Genomic DNA, 17,796 nt, shown 5'->3' with positions numbered 1-17,796 from the left:
ACTGACTCTTTACTAGATTGCAATTAAATATTCCTAAAAATATTAAAGCAGTCCCTTTAATACTTTTTTACCATTTTCATTATCCGGATTTAATTCGACAGATTTTTGATACATCTTAATAGCTTCTTCTTTTTTACCACATTGGAGTAACGCCTCTCCGTAACTATCATATATATTGGCACTCTTTGGAAAAATCAATGTCGCTGCAGCAAATGTTTGTAAAGCATTTTCGTTTTTTTGAAGTCTAAGAAATTGATAACCTAAGCTGTTAAAATCTCTTTCTGATGCGTTATAACTCTTTGGATTTTTTAAATATTCTTCAATCAGCTGATTTGCTTTTTCCTCACTTCCGCTTTCAAGTAAACTACCATACATTCTTGAAAGATTTTGCACAGGGATTACATAAGGCTTATTATTTATTAATTGTGAAATTGCATTGGATAAGACAAACATTGGAGCTGCATTATTAGACAGAAGTATCACAGTTTGGTTTTTATCAATATTATGCATCAAAATAGAGGTAAGCCCGGTAATAGAGCCATCGTGAAAAATGATTTTTCCGTTACTTTCATCAGTATACATTTCCCAACCCAAACCGTAGGCGATCTCTTTTTCTTCAAAACGATAAGAGGCAATTTTTCCATTATTGAGCTTAGCTGGTGTTAAAGCTTCTTCTAATTCTTTCTTGCCCAAAAGCTGGTACTTAAATAATGCATTTTGATACTTCTGCAAATCTAAAGCTGTACTTACAATACCGCCATTTCCATAAAAATTGCTTTTCTCCGATATTAAAAAAGGATCTTTTAAATTTGTAATATTAACTAAGCTCGTCGAATAAAAGTTTGGATAAGCGTACAACTCTACCTGATTCGGTTTCTTCAGTTTTCTATTCTCCGGAAGAAATGAATCTCTCATGTCGGCAGGTTTGAAAATATTCTTTTCCAAATACGCTCTGAAAGCAATTCCAGATATTTTTTCCACTATTAATGCTGCAAGACAGAAATTAAGATTGTTATATTCCCATTTATCACCGGGCGAAAATGAAAGAGGTGTATTATTCTGAAGTAATGTAGGTATAATATCTCCGTTAGAGATAATTTTTTCAGGTTGTTCTTTTATTACATTATCAAATAGATGATAATATTCCGCCAATCCGGAAGTATTACTGAGCAGATGCCTAATGGTAACATTTGGATATGGAAAATCCGGAAGATATTTTTGAACAGGATCATCAAGCTTTAATTTTCCTTGTTGTTTAAGCTGTAGTATTGCTGTGGCCGTAAAAGTTTTTGACACAGATGCAATTGGAAACTGAGATTTTTCATTGATTTTTTCTTTCTTTTCGATATTAGAAAATCCATAAAAATTAGAAAAAGTCTTCTCTCCTGATTTTGAAATTAACACACTACAATTAAAAAAGACTGTTTTTATTGACTGTTGTAAAGAAATCATTTATTTCTTGTCCAGAAGCAGCGCTCGCCACAATTGACGCTATAAAGATGAAAAAAAACTGTTTGTTCATTCGATTGATTGATTGATTGATTTTTTATCGGACGTGGAATTAACAGAATCACCTGTTGCACTAAAAAAGAAAAGCAACTGATTGGAGTCTATCATTATTTTAAATAAATTATAATTGTTGATATTCTAATTCGGGGCTGTAAAAAATTTTCACAATGCCGTTTGCAATGTTGCAATAACTTCCTTTTCGTTTTTTGTAATTAATCCGCCATAGATATCTAAAATTTTACCGTTTTTATCTAAAATCATAGTCATTGGCAAAGCATTTATTTTTAATTCTTTAAGAAGCACAAAATCTGAATCTATGATCTGTTCAAATTCAAATTTATATTTTTTGAGAAAAATTTCAACATCTGCAGCACTATCAGTTGTCATCGCTACAAAATTCACTGAACCTTTAAATTGTTGTTTTATGCTATCTAAATCAGGAAGTTCCGTAATACAAGGTGCACAATTTATTCCCCAAAAATTAATCAATGTTGGTTTTCCTTTTAGATAATTTTCATCATAATTTTTGCCTTCCTTGTTTTTAAACTTTTGAATTTCAAATACAGTCCCAATCTTCTTTTTATGTTTCGTAAATGGATTTAAAAAAGTTACTTTCACCTCTTTTATTACAGAATCATTTCTTGTAATGCTAGTCGCTTCTACATCAACATTTATATTTCCTGTTTCAATCATATCCGTTTTTTGCCTGTTAAAAGCATCTTCATTTAAGATTATACCATCAGGCATTTTGTAGTAATTCGTTTGCGCTAATAAGGCATTCGAATTAACAAATAACAACAAAAACAGCATGGATTTAATTTTACTCATTGATTTGGTTTTAATTCTATTAAAATTATCCTTAGAAAAAATGCTCTTATTCTATTAGCTAATGTAGGAAAAAATTTAGCAGCAGTAATTTGAAATTATTTTATCGCAATTTTCTCCAAATACAGCAAAAAATGATTCCTAAACAGCCTTCTAAAACCCCATAATCTCCAAAATGCTATAATAATTTTTCACTATATTTGGCCTCGTCGTTGGCTTGTTTAAAAATTCAACCGATTAATTGACAATGTCTTAAAACACTATATTATACCCCATTTTATAAACCCCAAATTTTAAAAATGAAAAAAAACCTACTCGCTCTTTTATTTGCATTTACTGTTATAAATATCTTCGGGCAAACACCAACCCTTCCTACACCTGTCGAAACTAATAATGCAACCCTTGCTATTAGTGACGCATTAACTACTAAAACCATAAGTCCGGTTAAAAAAGTGCCACTAGATGAAGCCTTGATTCTGATTTATGATTATGACGGCACCCTTTTTACCTTTGATCTCGAATCGGAAACAATTGCCTGGACGGTAAAAGCTACAGATTCGCATACCGAAATGTGCGCCAATGGAGTAACACTAATTGATGGCGTAATATATGCTTCGTTTATTAATGGTGAAATTTTTGCCATTGACAACCAAACCGGTAGTATTTTTTGGAAATCAAGAATAGGTAATAGTACTGATCAAATCGTACTAAAAGATCAAATTCCAATTATAAAGGATGGCAAACTGTTTATTACCAGTCAAAATGGTACTATATACGCTCTTAATACAAAAGACGGAAGCTTACTATGGAAGTATAAGCTTGATACTACCAATAATGATATACCGGTTCTCGTTTTTGACAACAAAGTTTTTACTCAAAGCGGAAACTTTTTATATAGTTTTGAAGCCAATACAGGAAAACTTATTTACCAAAAAGACTTTGCAGAAACAATGCACGGAAAACCTGTAACAGATGGTGAAAATGTATTTGTAACAAATGAAAAAAATGTACTTTTTGCCTTAAGCCCTAATAACCCAGACATTTTGTGGCAATTTAAATTTGATGAAAATCAGCATAATGTTAAGGAGCGCATACTTTGTAAAGACAAAAAAATATATTTTGCAGCACAAGGACCAGAAGTTTCTTCTGTATACGCCGTTGACTCAAAAACGGGAACTCAGCTATGGAAAACCGATTTTAAAGGTGATACCATAGAATATATTATCGAGGAAAGTGATAATATATGGGGATATACCCGTAAAGCAAAACTTTTTCAATTAGACATAACGAATGGTGAAATAGCAGCCGAAACAAAATTGACAACCCAACCTATTTCAAATTTTGAATTTCCTGTTGATGAGTCCTTATTTTATTATTCAGATGCTGCCTTAATTCAATTTGACTTAAAAACAAAAGACGAAAACGAAGTTTATCTGCGAACTTCTATTAAGGATAATGCTTACAGCGCTTATCTAAAAATAATTAGACAATAAAAGAAGATCCTATTCTTCAAGACCCGTATTCTTAAACAAGCTTACAAAAAAAACTCCTTAATTGTTTAAGGAGTTTTCTTTTGCTTTGCCATTTTACAAACTTTCTTTTATTCGCTCGGTAATTTCATTAATTGTTCCGAGGCCATCAAACGTAATTACTGCGATTTTCGATTTCATGTATTCAATTGCAGGTCGGGTAGATTCCTCAAAAACTTCTATTCTTTTTATATGAATTTGAGGATCTTTGTCGTCTTTCCTGTTAGAAGTTTCAGCTCTTTTTTTGGCCCTGATCAATAATTCAGATTTTGGAACCTCAATATTTAAAACTTTTCCGATTTTCAGGTTTCTTAAATTAACCAATTCAATTAAATCTTCAACCTGAGCTTTCGTTCTTGGATAGCCATCTAAAATTATTCCGGCTTTTGATATGTTTTTATCCAATATTTCACCAAAAAGATCTTTCATTATAGCGTCTGGAACTAAATTTCCTTTCTCTTCGTATGAAGACATTATTTTTCCTATTTCAGTTTCCTTTTGCTTTTCCTGCCTGCACTTGTCACCGGTAGAAATGTGCTCAAAACCAAGAAGTTCTTTTAATACCTCACATTGCGTTCCTTTTCCTGAGTAAGGTGGCCCGGTTATTATTAATATTTCCATTTAAGTTAATTGTTTTACACTTTCCTCTAAATTTTAATCTCTTTTTTAATGCAGAATAGAATCTCCTTTGCCTAGATTCTATTCAAGCGAAGATAAGGAATATCTACACGATAATTAATTGATTTCCTTAAAGAAAAACAGAACCTAATTGGCTGTGTCTATTCAAATTTTTCCAGGCTCTGCATAAAAAAACTCCTTAAAAATGTAAGGAGTTTGTCTACGGTGTAAATCTCTAATTCTTTTTCAATTGTGTACACCAATCTAAAAAAATAGATTACCAAATTTTACAAATTTCTCAATTTAATTTCTTTATTCACCAGGGTAAAATTTAATAATAAAGGAACAAAAGTAACCGGCAATATAAAAACAGGAATAAGTGCGATAGCAACGTTTGATCCTTTTACAGTAAAAAGATAAATCATAACAGTAATAGCTAGCATAAAAATAACGCCGAATCCAATCGAAACACCTTTAAATAAATCTCTCTTTTTTAACAACTCTTCATTTGTCAACTCTCGATAAATGCTTTTCTTCATAATACTGGTTTATTTTATTTTTGAATTTGGTTTAAAATTTCTGTTAACTCTGGTTATTTAAGCACCATAAGGCGCTATTTTTCAATCGGTGTAAGAATGTTTTTAATGCAATTTATTAACTTTTTTTTGAAAAAGAATTGTATTAACGATAATTTAATCCACAAGTATTTAACAAAAAATAGAAGCTTAATTTACAAATAACCGTACGCTATAAAACTATTCTGTAACATATAAATAAAAAAGCTACATATAGAAGGAGAATATATTTTTACCTAAGCTTATTTTACAAAAATCATTAAAACCTAAAATATGAATTTATCAGAATGGCTCATTTTTATTTTAATTATGCTCATTATTCATGGTTTATCTACCTGGAAACTTTATTTAAAAGCGGGAAGAAAACCGTTAGAATCATTTATACCGATTTATAATTTAGTAATCCTTATGAAAATTATAAATCGACCTGGATGGTGGGTTATTTTATTGTTTATTCCGATAATTAATCTGATCATGATTCCTGTAATTTGGGTAGAAACCATCAGAAGCTTTGGAAAAAACTCCCGATTTGATACCCTGCTGGTTTTGGTAACATTTGGATTTTATATTACCTATTTAAATTATAACTCCGGAAAACTAAGCTACATTGCGAACCGGGATTTAGCCTCTCAGACAAAAGCAAGTGATACCGTTAGTTCTCTTTTATTTGCTGTCATTGTTGCGACATTAGTGCATACATATATTATACAGCCTTTCATGATTCCGTCTTCATCATTAGAAAAAACTTTATTAACCGGAGACTATTTGTTTGTAAGCAAAATTAACTTTGGAGCAAGAACTCCCATGACCGCAGTTGCTTTGCCTATGGTTCATGATTCTATTCCGTTATTAGGTACAAAATCATATTTGTTTAATGATGATGTTACAAAAAAAGAAACAGCAGTATTAAACAAGTTCCAACTACCTTATTTTAGATTTCCTTCAATAGAAAAAATTAAACGCAACGAAATTGTAGTATTTAATCAGCCGGCAGATACTTTGCGTGACATGGATAATTTTCATCCGGACAGAAACTACTATAAGCCAATTGATAAGAAAACAAATTTGGTAAAGCGATGCGTTGGTATTCCCGGAGATTCTCTCGAAATCAGGAATGGAGACATCTACATTAACGGAAAATTAAGCAAAATGCCAGAGAGTGCAAAACCTCAATTTAACTTTTTTGTAGACACCAAAGGGCAAGCGATTGATCAGGAAATACTGTTCAATTTTTATGGTGCCAAAGAAGGCATGAAGTATCCAGGTGGAGATTTTGCCCTAACCAGCAATGGCGAATATTTTTTGACCCTGACCGAGAAAGAAGCAGCTGCCATAGCCAGGAATCCAGTAGTAAAAAGTGTTAAAAAATATTTATCTCCCAAGGGAAAAGATGAAGGTGTGTTTCCGCATGTTGCTTCTTTAGGATGGAATGTCGACAATTTTGGCCCAATATACATTCCTAAAAAAGGAGCAACTATTCAATTAGATATAAAAACACTCCCTTTTTATAAACGAATTATACAAGAATACGAAAAGAATGATTTAGATGTTAAAGACCAACAGATTATCATTAATGGAAAAGTAAGTACAAGCTATACCTTTAAACAGGATTACTATTGGATGATGGGAGACAACCGTCAAAACTCTTTAGATGCACGTTTTTGGGGCTATGTTCCCTTTGATCACGTAATAGGCAAACCTGTGTTTATATGGTTTAGCTGGGATAAGAATGCAAAAGGGATCAAAAAAGTAAGATGGAATCGTATTTTCTCTGTGGTAAATGGAAATAACGAACCTAAGTCTTATTTAATTCATTTTATAGTAATACTGTTTTGCTATATTGTCGGTAAAAAAATAATAGCGAAAAAGGCAAAAGAATAATCAATTCTGTGAAAACACAAAAAAACTCCTTAAGAAAATTAAGGAGTTTTTGCGTTTAAATACTACGTTATTACTCTTATTTCTCTCCATATATCACCAAAGCACTAGAATCAATTATAATATTCCCGTCAGGAAACTTTTCATTAACTACGGCATACGTTTCGGTTTTTATTTTCTCTTTCATAACATCGCTCGCATTTGCGAGAGCGGCAACTATAGGAGCGGCAACTTCTGTTTGCATACCCCAATAAGTATCAACTGTTTTGCAGTTCAACTTTCCTGCTACTTCGACCTGAGAAATATTTTTCAGTCCTGCCTGCAAAAATAGGTCAGAAATAAATCCGTCCTTCGCACAACGAAACATTCCGGGAGAACCCGGCGGCGGAACCGGAAGTTCCATATTTCTACTTATTGTTCCCATAGTAGCGGTGACCCAAAAATTCTTTTCGGGAACATTCCAGACCGCTGTCGCCATTCTTCCTCCGGGTTTAAGAACACGAACCATTTCTTTTGCGGCGAGTAACATGTCCGGAAAAAACATAAATCCGAAACGGCAACTTATGGCATCAAATGTATTGTCATGAAAAGGAAGATCACACACATCGCTGGTAACTGTTTCAATATTTTTGATACCTCTCGCAGCTGCATTTTCCTGGGCTATTACCAACATATCATGGGCAAGATCGGTCATAATTACCTTTCCTCCCGACAATTTTTCAGCAATGCTCAAGGCAGGTTCTCCTGTACCCGAAGCAACATCGAGGATAAGATCATTATGCTGCGGGTTTAACGATCTAATTATTTCATCTCCCATTGGTTTTAAAAAATCCATTACGAGTTCATCCCATTTCTTCCAGCCTCCGGAAAATTTGTTCCAGGATTGTTTTTGCTGCTCACGAATTTGTTCAAGGTGCTGTTCCATTTTCTTAAATTTTTGAAGTTTACTACGAATTCTTTTTCTTCCAAAGTGAGGATGGCGTGCAACTAATTAGTAACAACAATAAACTGTTCAAATGAAAGGAAGTATATTATGGAAGAAGATAGTACTCAATAAACAAAGATACAAAATATTAAAATTAAAGATACTGATTATCAGCTTGTTAATTCTTATCGTATTTCAAAGAAATCTTAATAGTTTTTTAATATCGTATTTAAAACCGGTTCCTTAATAACTTTGTAAAACAACAAAAACTCCATTATTTCTAATGGAGTTTTACATAATTAATTCGTTTGAAAAATAAGATTACAAATTCGCTTTATTTGATTGTGTATCTGTCAAAACAGTATCATAAATCTCATTCAACAGGTTCTGTCTCATTTTTGAATTTCTTTGATCCAGCAATATTATAATACCCCAATTTTTAACTCTGTTATAACATATGATAGAAGATTGTCCCATAGAATCTCCAGATTTTTGATAGATTGTGTTTTTATCATCTGTCATTATATTTACTCCCAATCCCAATTCTCTATTTTCTGCCTTGTAGAATATTTTTTCTGTAATAATAGCCGCTTTGCTTATTTCTGTTTCTTGATTCAAAAGCGCTTTTAAATAGGTTACCATATCAGCAGCATTAGATTTTACTAACCCAGCCGGAGCTGTAACATTCCAATTGAAGAATTCCTGAACACCTCCTTCTGGATTATGCCCCACTGTTCTGTTTTTTACATTAAAGTCCTTAGTCAATGTATTTGTCATTTTTAAAGGCTTTATGATCTTATTTCTAATAATCTCATTATAACTTTTACCATACACATTTTCTAAAATTTGACCTAGTAAGGTATATCCAATCGTAGAATAACGATACTTACCATAATCCTTTAGTTCACTGCAATTATTGACTAGATCAATCAATGTTTTTTCAGTTACAGTACTTACAGGTTGTTGCGGATTTAGTTCAATAAGCTTTCCAAAATCGATGTCTGGCAAACCAGATTGATGTGATGCCAGGTCTGAAATTTTTATTTTGTTTTTAAGTTTTTCCTGCAAAACATATCCTTTTGGAAGGACACTGTCTATATAATCATCTGTTTTTATTTTCTTATCTAAAACTGCTTGTGCAATTAAATTTGAAGTTAAAATTTTAGTTATAGAAGCAATTTCGAATAGGGAATTTTTATCAATTTTAATTTGACTGTCTTTACTCAAATTACCATATGCTGTAAAATACTCTTTATCATTTTGAATAAAACCAACACTGATCCCTACATTAGGATTTTTTTGATAATTATCCTTTATTATGGAATCAATCTTTCTGTTAAAGTCTTGTGCAAAAGAAAATGTACTTGTTATTAATAAGGCTGCTAAAAATTTTAATGAAGTTTTCATTGTATCATGGTTTAGGTTAATGATTTATTTCGATACAAAGATGTGGGAGAAATTATCGCTACGCGACCGAATAAAAATACTCGAACGCATTTGTTTTGATAAATACGTACGAATAGTTTAAAACAGAAGTACGAGTAATTACAAAATATTGTTTTACAGCATTTTACGATAATAAGTAGGCGTATAACCTGTGTGTTTTTTGAAAGCAGTATTAAAAGAAGATTTTGAATTAAAACCTACATCATATAAAATTTCTAAAATAGTCAGCTTACTTTTTGTACTATCTTTTAAAATATCCATCGCACTTTCTATACGATAAGCATTAACAAAATCGTAAAAATGCTGTTCTAAAGTATGGTTAATTAAAAGAGACAAGTCTCGCACAGGAATTTCAATAGCGACAGAAATATCCTGAATGGTTAAAGAAGAACTAAGAAATGGTTTTTCTTCCATCATATAGTGCTGCAATTTCAACAACTCTTCACTATGCTCTTTTTCATTTATGGTAAATTGATTACTATTTTTTTCTTCTAAAATTATATCCTGTACCAGTTTTAATTTTGAATCAATAGTTCTAAAAAGACCTGGATTATTTAACGCTTTATACAAATACCAAAAAATAATGATCAGTTCAAATAAGACTAATCCAATTTTTAATCCTGCTGAAATGTTAGGATATTCGGTAAATTTAAAGATGTTTTTTACTAGTGCAATAAAATAAAAAGCCGAAAGAGCTACCGTAAACTGAAACAACCAATTAAGGGATTCAATACTTGCTCCTGCATAATTTTCAAGATATATTTTTCTCGCTTTTCTCAAGATCATAAAAGCGGCTACAAGGTAAAATAACATTTGAATGTGCATCAAAACATGATTGAACTGTATTTCTGGCATACTTTTTATATTTGCCAGAAAACTGATTTTAGAATCCTCGTCGACTGCATAAAAGCGGGGCAACAAAACTAAATTTGCTATTAAAAAGGTAACACCATGAATTAAATGCTTTCGTTTTAACTTAAAATCAGAATAGCAGACAGATAATACATATAAATAAAAAGTGGGAAGCTGCAAGAAAAAAAAGGAGCTTATAAAAATTCTCATATTTAATGAAATCGCCAATAAATCGCCAAGATTAGCGCTAATATCAATTGCAGTCAAAACCAGAAAAAAAGCAAAAAGACGATTACTTAATTTGTGTGCTGTTTTCACGGTCAGTAAAAACAAGGATAAGAATAATGCAATGAAAATTATTATTATAGAGATCGTAACCAATAAATTAATTTTATCCATTAATCATTTTATTTTTCATTGTTGTTTTCAGGAAAGTCTTCCGGCGAATATAGGAATTTTTTTTACTGCAAATAAGTAACACTTTCAGTTGTTATCCCATATTAAGGCAAGTATTTCTACTTAATAGACCTGAATAAGGTTTCAAGTGTCGAATTCTTTTGATTCACTAGTATCAATTGGCTTTTATCTTCCAAAAATATTCTCTCTGCAAACTCTTTGTCCGAATTAAAGTGCCAATTTTTTAATGCCGCAAATTTACTTTTAACCAGTTTTAGTTTTTCAGCATTGTTTTTTGAAATGATAATCACTTTAGTCAATGGTATCTTCTGCATTTTTTCAATACTGCTTTCCGTGATTTGGTCTTCATATTCTGTTCTGGAACGATAACGAAACAGTTGTTTTATTGTAGTAAAATCTTTTTCATTTTCAGAAATTACATATCGGTACGTCATTATATTATCAAGTTCATTTACCCAATTCGGAAAATTCGTTTCATAAATACTGATGTAATTATCAATAAAATTTTTATCAATTGCTTTCTTCTGATTAATATACTCCTTAACTAACGGATAAATTTGCTTTGCGATCCCATTAATATATTTTTTGTTGTACCAATCCTGTGTTTCCAATTTTCCATCTAATTGCTCATAAACATAGCCATTGCCAAGTGCCGTTGCCAGAGCTTCATTCATAATTTGATACGCATAATTGCTACATTTCGATTTATTTTCCCTGAAATAGGTATCCATTTCTGTTTTTACTTCAAGTGATTCCTCATCATAAATGATATGAAAAGTTTCGTGCAACATTACACTAAACAAAACTTTATATGATATTAAATCGGTTTGAATGGCACTTATAAAATTATTGCAAAACGCTTGCGCCGTGAATCCTTTAGAATTGGGTAACGGATAGAAAGCGATATTGAAAGGAATTGCATTATCCCAACTTGAATTGTAAAACAACAATCCCATTTCGAAATAATTTTCTATCTGGTGTTCGTTCGAATATTTTGTAATTTCTTCAAGTTGCTTTTCAAATTTTTCTTTGTTCGGATTGTAAATTAGTTCGTTGTAAATAGGTATAAACTCAGATATACATTGCGCTAAATCACTTAAAATTTTGTTCGGAATAATTCCATTCGAACGAAGTTTAAATTCCTTTATATTTTCTGTTTCAATTAGATTTTTTTTCAAAATATCCTCCGTTTGTACACTCTTTTTTGAGCCGTATGGAAATTCTTCAAAACGATAACTGTAGTCAATCGTTAATTTATCAAATTTTGAAATTATACTTTTATAATAATCCGTATTGTATTTTGATTTTTGAAATTCAGTCTTGAAAACATTCTCAGGATAATTTTCAGATAGATTTTGCAAAAAAATTAAAACAGCCAATTGTTCAGAATATTTAATTTTGAAGGTTGTTTTTTGTGCAAATGCCAAAGATGTCAAAAGTAAAAATGCTAGCAAAAGTCTTTTCTTCATATTATGCGTTTCGTTTTTTGGTCCTCTGACACATCTTTAATTCTAACTAAAACATTCTTATTGTTCCAGCCAATATAAGTATTTTTTCTATTAAAAAATACATCTGGATATTACAGCACTTTTGCTACCATTTTATTTTTCGCTCTGTCTTTGATTTAATTTGCATATACTTTAACAAGTCTATTAACACAATTTAACAGCTTCGAAAATTAATTGATATAAGTTTACCCAATCAATTTATAATCAAAACTATATATGAAAAAAACTTTATTGGTAGCTGTTATTTTGTTTTCATTTTTTTCTGTTAAAGCTCAAAATGAAACTATTGTAGATCCGTATCAGAAAAACAATGAATTAAAATTAAATGTAATTTCTCCTTTGTCCGGATCAATCGAGGCAACGTATGAGCGGCTTTTAAACAAAAAATCATCATTGGGAATTTCTTTTTTGACTGTATACGATGACACGATTAATGATGATTTAAATTATTATATATCTCCCTATTACAGAAGATATTTTGGAAAGAAATATGCTTCCGGTTTTTTTGCTGAAGGATTTGGAATGTTGACTTCAATTGATGGAAAAAAAATATATGATTCAGAAGATCATTCTAAATTCACCGAAAATCCTGATGTTACTGATGGTGCAATTGGTGTAGGTTTAGGTGGAAAATGGCTTACCAAAAGTGGTTTTGTATTTGAAATTAATGCAGGTTATGGTTTTTTGCTATTTAATGCAAACAAAACGAATCATAACATCGTTAATAAAATTGGTTTAAATGTTGGTTATCGATTTTAAGGTATGCATAAAAAACTCCATTAGCCGCGGCGAATGGAGTTTTTTTTATAAAATATATCAATTTATTCTTTTTACATCGGTTCCCAAAGTTCAATTTTATTACCGTCGGCATCCATAATATGGACAAATTTTCCGTAGTCGAAAGCGGCAACTTCATCTAAAATAGCAACACCATTTTGTTTCAATTTTTCCAAAAGTCCGTCAAGATTCTGAACTCTGTAATTAATCATAAACTCTTTTTTGGATGGCGAAAAATAGTCATCTCCTTTTTTGAAAGTACTCCATTGAAGCGCTTCGATTTCCTCTGGATTATTGATGTTTCTGGATTCAAAAGTCGAACCCCAATCGTTTACATCAAGTCCTAAATTTTTCGCATACCAGTCTTTTGTATCTTTTGGGTTATCTGAAAAAAAGAAAATTCCGCCTATTCCTGTCACTTTTGGTGTTTTATCAGAACCTGAGTCTGATTGTTTTTTTGAGTCTTCCATACTATTTGTATTTTGGGTGTAGCGTTACAAATTTAACGAATACAATTGATATTAGTAGTACGTAAAGTCTTTTCTAACAAACCATTAAACAAAAAAAATAATCCCATTCTACATCTAGTTCGGCAACTCATTAAACAGTTCTATCATTATTTTTAATCCATCTGGCGAATACATCTGCTCCATCATTACGCCCGTTTCTTTTCCTTCTTCGGCAAATCTGGCAAACATTTGTTTTTCATAATCCACCAGGGCCGATTTTAGCTCTTTGAATTCCCCACTTGTCAAATTTTCACTCAGTATTAAAGCATCAAGCATGGCCGAATTCACTCCTTCTCCATTTGGAGGCAATAAATGTGCAGCATCACCCAGTAATGTTATATTGTTTTGTGTTTCCCAACTTTGATCTAATGGCATACCGTATAATGGTCTGTCTACAAATTCCGTTTCTTCGGGCTCAAACAATTCAAGCCAACTATTGTCCCAACCGATAAATTCTTTTTTAAACCAATCCGCAACTTCTTTTACATTTTTTAAATCAATACCACTTTCCAGTGCCCACTTATCCGACGCTTTAAAACCAATATAAACATCCAGACTACCATCACCTTTTTCACTTAAAAACAAGGTTTTCGAATCGTCCATCGCCAGAATTTTTCCGCCTTTTACGAATTCATACAATTTTGGCGTATTCTTTTCAGCTTCCAAAATGTTGCTTACTAAATAAATAACTCCCGAGTAAACAGGTTTTATGGGAGTTACAACAGGGCGAATTTTAGAGTTTGCCCCATCGGCACCAATCACAAGATCAGCTTTTGCCGTTTTGCCGTTTTTAAAAATAATTTCCCACTGATCATCCTTATTTTCAAGAGAAACAATATGGCTGTCCCAAACAACGGTGTCCGGTTGTAGCGAGTCTAATAGAATATCTCGTAACGGACCACGGTCAATTTCAGGCCTGAATGCTTCATCGCCAAAAGCACCGGTTGATTCTTTGTCATGATCATCAATAAAAAGAACGCCATTTTTGTCAACAATTCTATATCGATCATTGTCAGGCCTGTAGTTTTCTTTAAACACCTCCATTAAACCGGCGCTTTCAAGTGCCTTTAATCCTGATTCAAAATGCAGATCAAGTGTTGCACCTTGTAATCTTACATTTCTATTTTCGTCTCGTTCGTATACTTTTACCTCTAATCCTCTTCGTTGCAAAAGGCGCGCAAGTGTCAATCCGCCAGGGCCTCCGCCAATGATTGCTATCTTTTTATTTTGCAATAGATTTATTTTGTTTTTCGTTTCCATCTTTATCTGATTTTTATCACTGCAAAGGAACGAACCAGTATCAGTTTAAAATAGGCAGAAACAGCGTAAGTCTTGGCCTATTCGAGGTTTTTTTTCCTAAAAGCTAATGGTGAAATTCCGGCTACTTTGGTAAAAAGACGTGAAAAATAAGGATAATCATCATAACCCAATTCGGCTGCTATTTCTTTTACCGAAATACCAGAATGATATAATAAACGTTTTGCTTCTAAGACAATACGCTGTTGAATATGATGCGTCACCGAATAACCTGTGGTGTTCTTGATACATTCATTCAAATACGGAGTCGAAATAGTAAGAAGCTGAGCATATGCTGTCGGCTTTTTAATCGTTCTAAAATTATGTTCCAATACTGTTTTGAAGGATTTAGTAATCGTCTCAAATCTGGAAAGTTTATCAGCTGAATGCGTTTCTTCCAAATAATAGGAAGCTATCAAAGAGACTAATACGTTGCAACTGTCTTTTAGCAAAGAATGATATAATTTTTCGTCTTTTCTTTCAAAAAATTTCAGACATAACGAAACTACTTCTGAAACCATAGAAAGCTTTTCTGCAGATAAAAATAGTGGTTTTACGGGTGTAATTTCTTCTAATAATTTCAGATTCTCCTGACTCAGACTCGCATTAGTAATAGCCAAACTACTGAAACTAACATTTTGAAAAGACACTACCCGATGCACCTGATTTGGGTTAATATAAAAAATGGAAGAGGATTCAATTGTATATTTTTGAAAATCAATTTCAAGAGAAGTTGTGCCTTTTAATTGTAACGAAAACAAATGATAATCATCACGATGAGAATGTTTTACATCTTCAAACAGATCTGTATCTTCGACTGACATTGTTGAAATAAAAATGCCCTCTCCGTCTTTGGATTTTGCAATTATCGGGATATTTTTAGGTTTCTTTGGCATCGCATATTTTCTTCTGTACAAAGATATTTAATTTTAATTGTGAGGATGTTCTAAATAGGACAAATCAAAGTTTTTATGACTTCTTTTATCACAAAGTGAATTCTATTTCCTTTGTCAGCCACTTCATTTCTCTCAGCAAAGTTGGCATTCTAAATTCCCCTGTCCTACTTTCCGTTTTTTGGAAAGTGTCATGCAATTGAATTTGGACTACCGTATTATTTCTTCTTTCGAATTAAAAATCATTTAAACACAATTATTGCTTTTGAAAACTGAAAATTTTGATAATTTTTAGAAATATTTTATAAAAAGCAATTAAAAACATTTTAGAATATTTGTCCTTTATTTATGAAGCGTTTGCATTATAATCTTAATCAATCATTAAAACAAACATTTTGGCTAATTGTATTAATTAACATCATGAATAACGAAGGACACATTATCGTAATAGAAAATAATCCTCAGGACCGAAAATTATTTGAAGAAGTTTTTGCACAACTGAATTTCTCAAATAAAGTCGTTTATTTTACCTCTGGAAAAGATGCCTACAATTATATAATTGTACAGCAAATAAAGCCATTCCTAATTTTTTCGGACATTGTTTTAATGCATATGGAAGACTATAAATTAATTAATAGAACTTACAAAAATGTAAGCAAAGAACTCAATTGCCCCTACTTGTTTTTCACAACCAAGCTGGAACAATGTTTTATTATTGATGCCTATTCAAACCCTACGAAAAGTTATTTTATAAAACCGTACGAGTATGAAAAATTTAAAAAAGTCATTAAATCAATTGTAACATATTGGTACAAGGCGAAAAAGATGGCACACCACGGCGAAAAAGAAACCGCTAAAGCAAAATTGAAAAATAAAACTTAAGGGCTGTTTTCTGTTGGCTAATTCTCCACCAGACAAATCTCAAAAATAGTGTTTCCAACCTCACTTTTATACGAAATATAGCCACCGTGTGCTTCAATAATATTCTTTGACAAAGTCAGTCCAATTCCTGCACCCTCATTTCGCGTCGTGAAAAACGGGAGAAATATTTTGTCTTCAATTTCTTTTTCTATTCCGTTTCCGTTATCCGTTATTCTAATATATATTCGGTTTTCTCTGGCTTCCGCCGAAATGAAAATCTTTTTTTGAGAAACATTTTTTAAAGCATGAATACAATTAGTCAAAAGATTAATTAAAACCTGTTCGATCTGCTGTGAATCCACCTCAACCCAACGTTTAAAAGTAATTTCGTTTGTAACTTCGATTCCGTTTTCTTTAAATAACGGATTCATAACCTGAATGCCATTATCGATCAAATGATGTAACTCTATTTTTTCTTTTTTTGGAGAAGGCAGCATGGCCAATTTTCGATACCCTTCAACAAATTTTTGCAAATGATCGCTTCGTCTCAACATCGTTTCAACACTGTTTTTCACATCTTCCAAATCTTCTGCAGATAAAGAATCCTGTTCGACCAAATCCTGCAAATTCTGGCAAATCGACCGAATGGGTGTTATCGAATTCAAAAGTTCATGCGAAATCACTTTCATCAGATTTACCCACGCATCTTTCTCTTTTTTCTCGACTACATTCTGAATCGAATCCAGTAAAACAATAAAATAATCCTTTTCGAAAATCTCAGTTCTCGAAGCCTGCAAAACAAAAGTTTGTTTATTCTGTTCGTTAATGCTGATTTCTACTGACGTTTTTATTTCGTGAAAATCATCTTCTTCGATAATTTCACACAGTGATGGCAATTGATTTTTCAGGTATTTCCATTTTGAAACTTTCGGAACATTAAACTGTTTCGAAAAATAGTCATTCATTAAAAAGATATCCCAATCTGAATCCTGCTTTTGCAAAATGATGATTCCGGTTTCAATATTATTCAAAATCGAACGGTAAATAATGTCTTTTGAAACCTGTTCGTTTTGTTTGTTCTTCAACACATCATACAGTTGAAATAAATCATTGTAACTTTTATTGAATTTATGATTTGAAAAATCTGAAGTAAAATCATTCTGCAGGATTGAAGCAATCGTTTTATCGTAAAGCAAAACAAAATTCCGCACATAAAAATACATTTCACGCACCAGCAAAAAAACAATAAAGAGTCCGAAAACGCCTGTAAACAATAGCTCTTTTTTAAAAAAGTAAATCGAAATCTCAATCATCACCACAATCAGGATCAATCGCAAAAACAGCAATTTATAAGTTTGAAATGTTTTAAACATATTTT

16 protein-coding genes are annotated in these 17,796 nt (G+C 31.9%); 4 read left to right on the top strand and 12 right to left on the bottom strand.

The window, feature by feature from the left end; translation table 11 throughout:
- Window positions 1-42: 42 nt before the first annotated feature.
- Window positions 43-1,452 carry a serine hydrolase domain-containing protein gene (locus B0A65_RS03380; protein ID WP_083370422.1) on the bottom strand — a complete coding sequence of 470 codons (1,410 nt, stop codon included), beginning with the start codon at window positions 1,450-1,452 and terminating at the stop codon, window positions 43-45.
- Between the two features lie 219 nt (window positions 1,453-1,671).
- Window positions 1,672-2,337, bottom strand: coding sequence for a TlpA family protein disulfide reductase (locus B0A65_RS03375; protein WP_074659297.1), 666 nt, complete (start codon window positions 2,335-2,337; stop codon window positions 1,672-1,674).
- Between the two features lie 296 nt (window positions 2,338-2,633).
- Here B0A65_RS03375 and B0A65_RS03370 point away from each other — a divergent pair, with 296 nt between their 5' ends.
- A complete protein-coding gene (locus B0A65_RS03370) occupies window positions 2,634-3,827 on the top strand; it encodes a PQQ-binding-like beta-propeller repeat protein (protein ID WP_074659296.1) in 1,194 nt (397 codons plus the stop codon).
- A gap of 93 nt (window positions 3,828-3,920) precedes the next feature.
- On the opposite strand, the gene B0A65_RS03365 is transcribed toward B0A65_RS03370, so the two are convergent.
- Together B0A65_RS03365 and B0A65_RS03360 are read right to left on the bottom strand one after the other, a co-directional pair.
- The gene (locus B0A65_RS03365; protein WP_074659295.1) at window positions 3,921-4,484 is read right to left on the bottom strand and encodes an adenylate kinase family protein; all 564 of its coding nucleotides are present in this window, start codon (window positions 4,482-4,484) and stop codon (window positions 3,921-3,923) included.
- A gap of 284 nt (window positions 4,485-4,768) precedes the next feature.
- Window positions 4,769-5,020 carry a hypothetical protein gene (locus B0A65_RS03360; RefSeq protein ID WP_074659294.1) on the bottom strand — a complete coding sequence of 84 codons (252 nt, stop codon included), beginning with the start codon at window positions 5,018-5,020 and terminating at the stop codon, window positions 4,769-4,771.
- Between the two features lie 309 nt (window positions 5,021-5,329).
- On the opposite strand from B0A65_RS03360, the gene lepB reads away from it, so the two are divergent.
- On the top strand, window positions 5,330-6,937 hold the full coding sequence (gene lepB / locus B0A65_RS03355) for a signal peptidase I (protein ID WP_074659293.1): 1,608 nt from the start codon (window positions 5,330-5,332) through the stop codon (window positions 6,935-6,937).
- Between the two features lie 76 nt (window positions 6,938-7,013).
- Here lepB and B0A65_RS03350 read toward each other — a convergent pair whose 3' ends face one another.
- The 4 genes from B0A65_RS03350 to B0A65_RS03335 form a co-directional block, all read right to left on the bottom strand.
- Complete coding sequence (locus B0A65_RS03350; RefSeq protein ID WP_074659292.1) at window positions 7,014-7,859, bottom strand: class I SAM-dependent methyltransferase; 846 nt, start codon at window positions 7,857-7,859, stop codon at window positions 7,014-7,016.
- A 321-nt stretch (window positions 7,860-8,180) separates the two neighbouring features.
- Complete coding sequence (locus B0A65_RS03345) at window positions 8,181-9,266, bottom strand: serine hydrolase domain-containing protein (RefSeq protein WP_074659291.1); 1,086 nt, start codon at window positions 9,264-9,266, stop codon at window positions 8,181-8,183.
- A 153-nt stretch (window positions 9,267-9,419) separates the two neighbouring features.
- Window positions 9,420-10,556: a helix-turn-helix domain-containing protein gene (locus B0A65_RS03340; RefSeq protein WP_074659290.1), complete on the bottom strand. Its 1,137-nt coding sequence runs from the start codon at window positions 10,554-10,556 to the stop codon at window positions 9,420-9,422.
- Between the two features lie 116 nt (window positions 10,557-10,672).
- Window positions 10,673-12,043, bottom strand: coding sequence for a hypothetical protein (locus tag B0A65_RS03335; protein ID WP_074659289.1), 1,371 nt, complete (start codon window positions 12,041-12,043; stop codon window positions 10,673-10,675).
- 255 nt (window positions 12,044-12,298) lie between these two features.
- On the opposite strand from B0A65_RS03335, the gene B0A65_RS03330 reads away from it, so the two are divergent.
- Window positions 12,299-12,841 carry a DUF3575 domain-containing protein gene (locus tag B0A65_RS03330; RefSeq protein ID WP_074659288.1) on the top strand — a complete coding sequence of 181 codons (543 nt, stop codon included), beginning with the start codon at window positions 12,299-12,301 and terminating at the stop codon, window positions 12,839-12,841.
- A 71-nt stretch (window positions 12,842-12,912) separates the two neighbouring features.
- Here the strand turns inward: B0A65_RS03330 and B0A65_RS03325 are convergent, their stop codons facing one another.
- From B0A65_RS03325 to B0A65_RS03315, 3 genes are all read right to left on the bottom strand, one after another.
- A complete protein-coding gene (locus tag B0A65_RS03325; RefSeq protein ID WP_074659287.1) occupies window positions 12,913-13,329 on the bottom strand; it encodes a VOC family protein in 417 nt (138 codons plus the stop codon).
- 114 nt (window positions 13,330-13,443) lie between these two features.
- The gene (locus B0A65_RS03320; protein WP_074659286.1) at window positions 13,444-14,628 is read right to left on the bottom strand and encodes an FAD-dependent oxidoreductase; all 1,185 of its coding nucleotides are present in this window, start codon (window positions 14,626-14,628) and stop codon (window positions 13,444-13,446) included.
- A 77-nt stretch (window positions 14,629-14,705) separates the two neighbouring features.
- On the bottom strand, window positions 14,706-15,581 hold the full coding sequence (locus B0A65_RS03315; protein ID WP_242670216.1) for a helix-turn-helix domain-containing protein: 876 nt from the start codon (window positions 15,579-15,581) through the stop codon (window positions 14,706-14,708).
- 396 nt (window positions 15,582-15,977) lie between these two features.
- On the opposite strand from B0A65_RS03315, the gene B0A65_RS03310 reads away from it, so the two are divergent.
- Window positions 15,978-16,439: a response regulator gene (locus B0A65_RS03310; protein ID WP_207556404.1), complete on the top strand. Its 462-nt coding sequence runs from the start codon at window positions 15,978-15,980 to the stop codon at window positions 16,437-16,439.
- A 17-nt stretch (window positions 16,440-16,456) separates the two neighbouring features.
- Here the strand turns inward: B0A65_RS03310 and B0A65_RS03305 are convergent, their stop codons facing one another.
- The gene (locus B0A65_RS03305) at window positions 16,457-17,791 is read right to left on the bottom strand and encodes a sensor histidine kinase (RefSeq protein WP_074659283.1); all 1,335 of its coding nucleotides are present in this window, start codon (window positions 17,789-17,791) and stop codon (window positions 16,457-16,459) included.
- Window positions 17,792-17,796 lie beyond the last annotated feature (5 nt).

The sequence above is a fragment of the Flavobacterium frigidimaris genome, assembly GCF_002217275.1.
In the GTDB taxonomy this organism is placed as follows: Bacteria; Bacteroidota; Bacteroidia; order Flavobacteriales; family Flavobacteriaceae; genus Flavobacterium; species Flavobacterium aquidurense.
The sequence above is the reverse complement of the archived record's forward strand: the minus strand, read 5'-3'. Positions and strand labels throughout refer to the sequence as shown.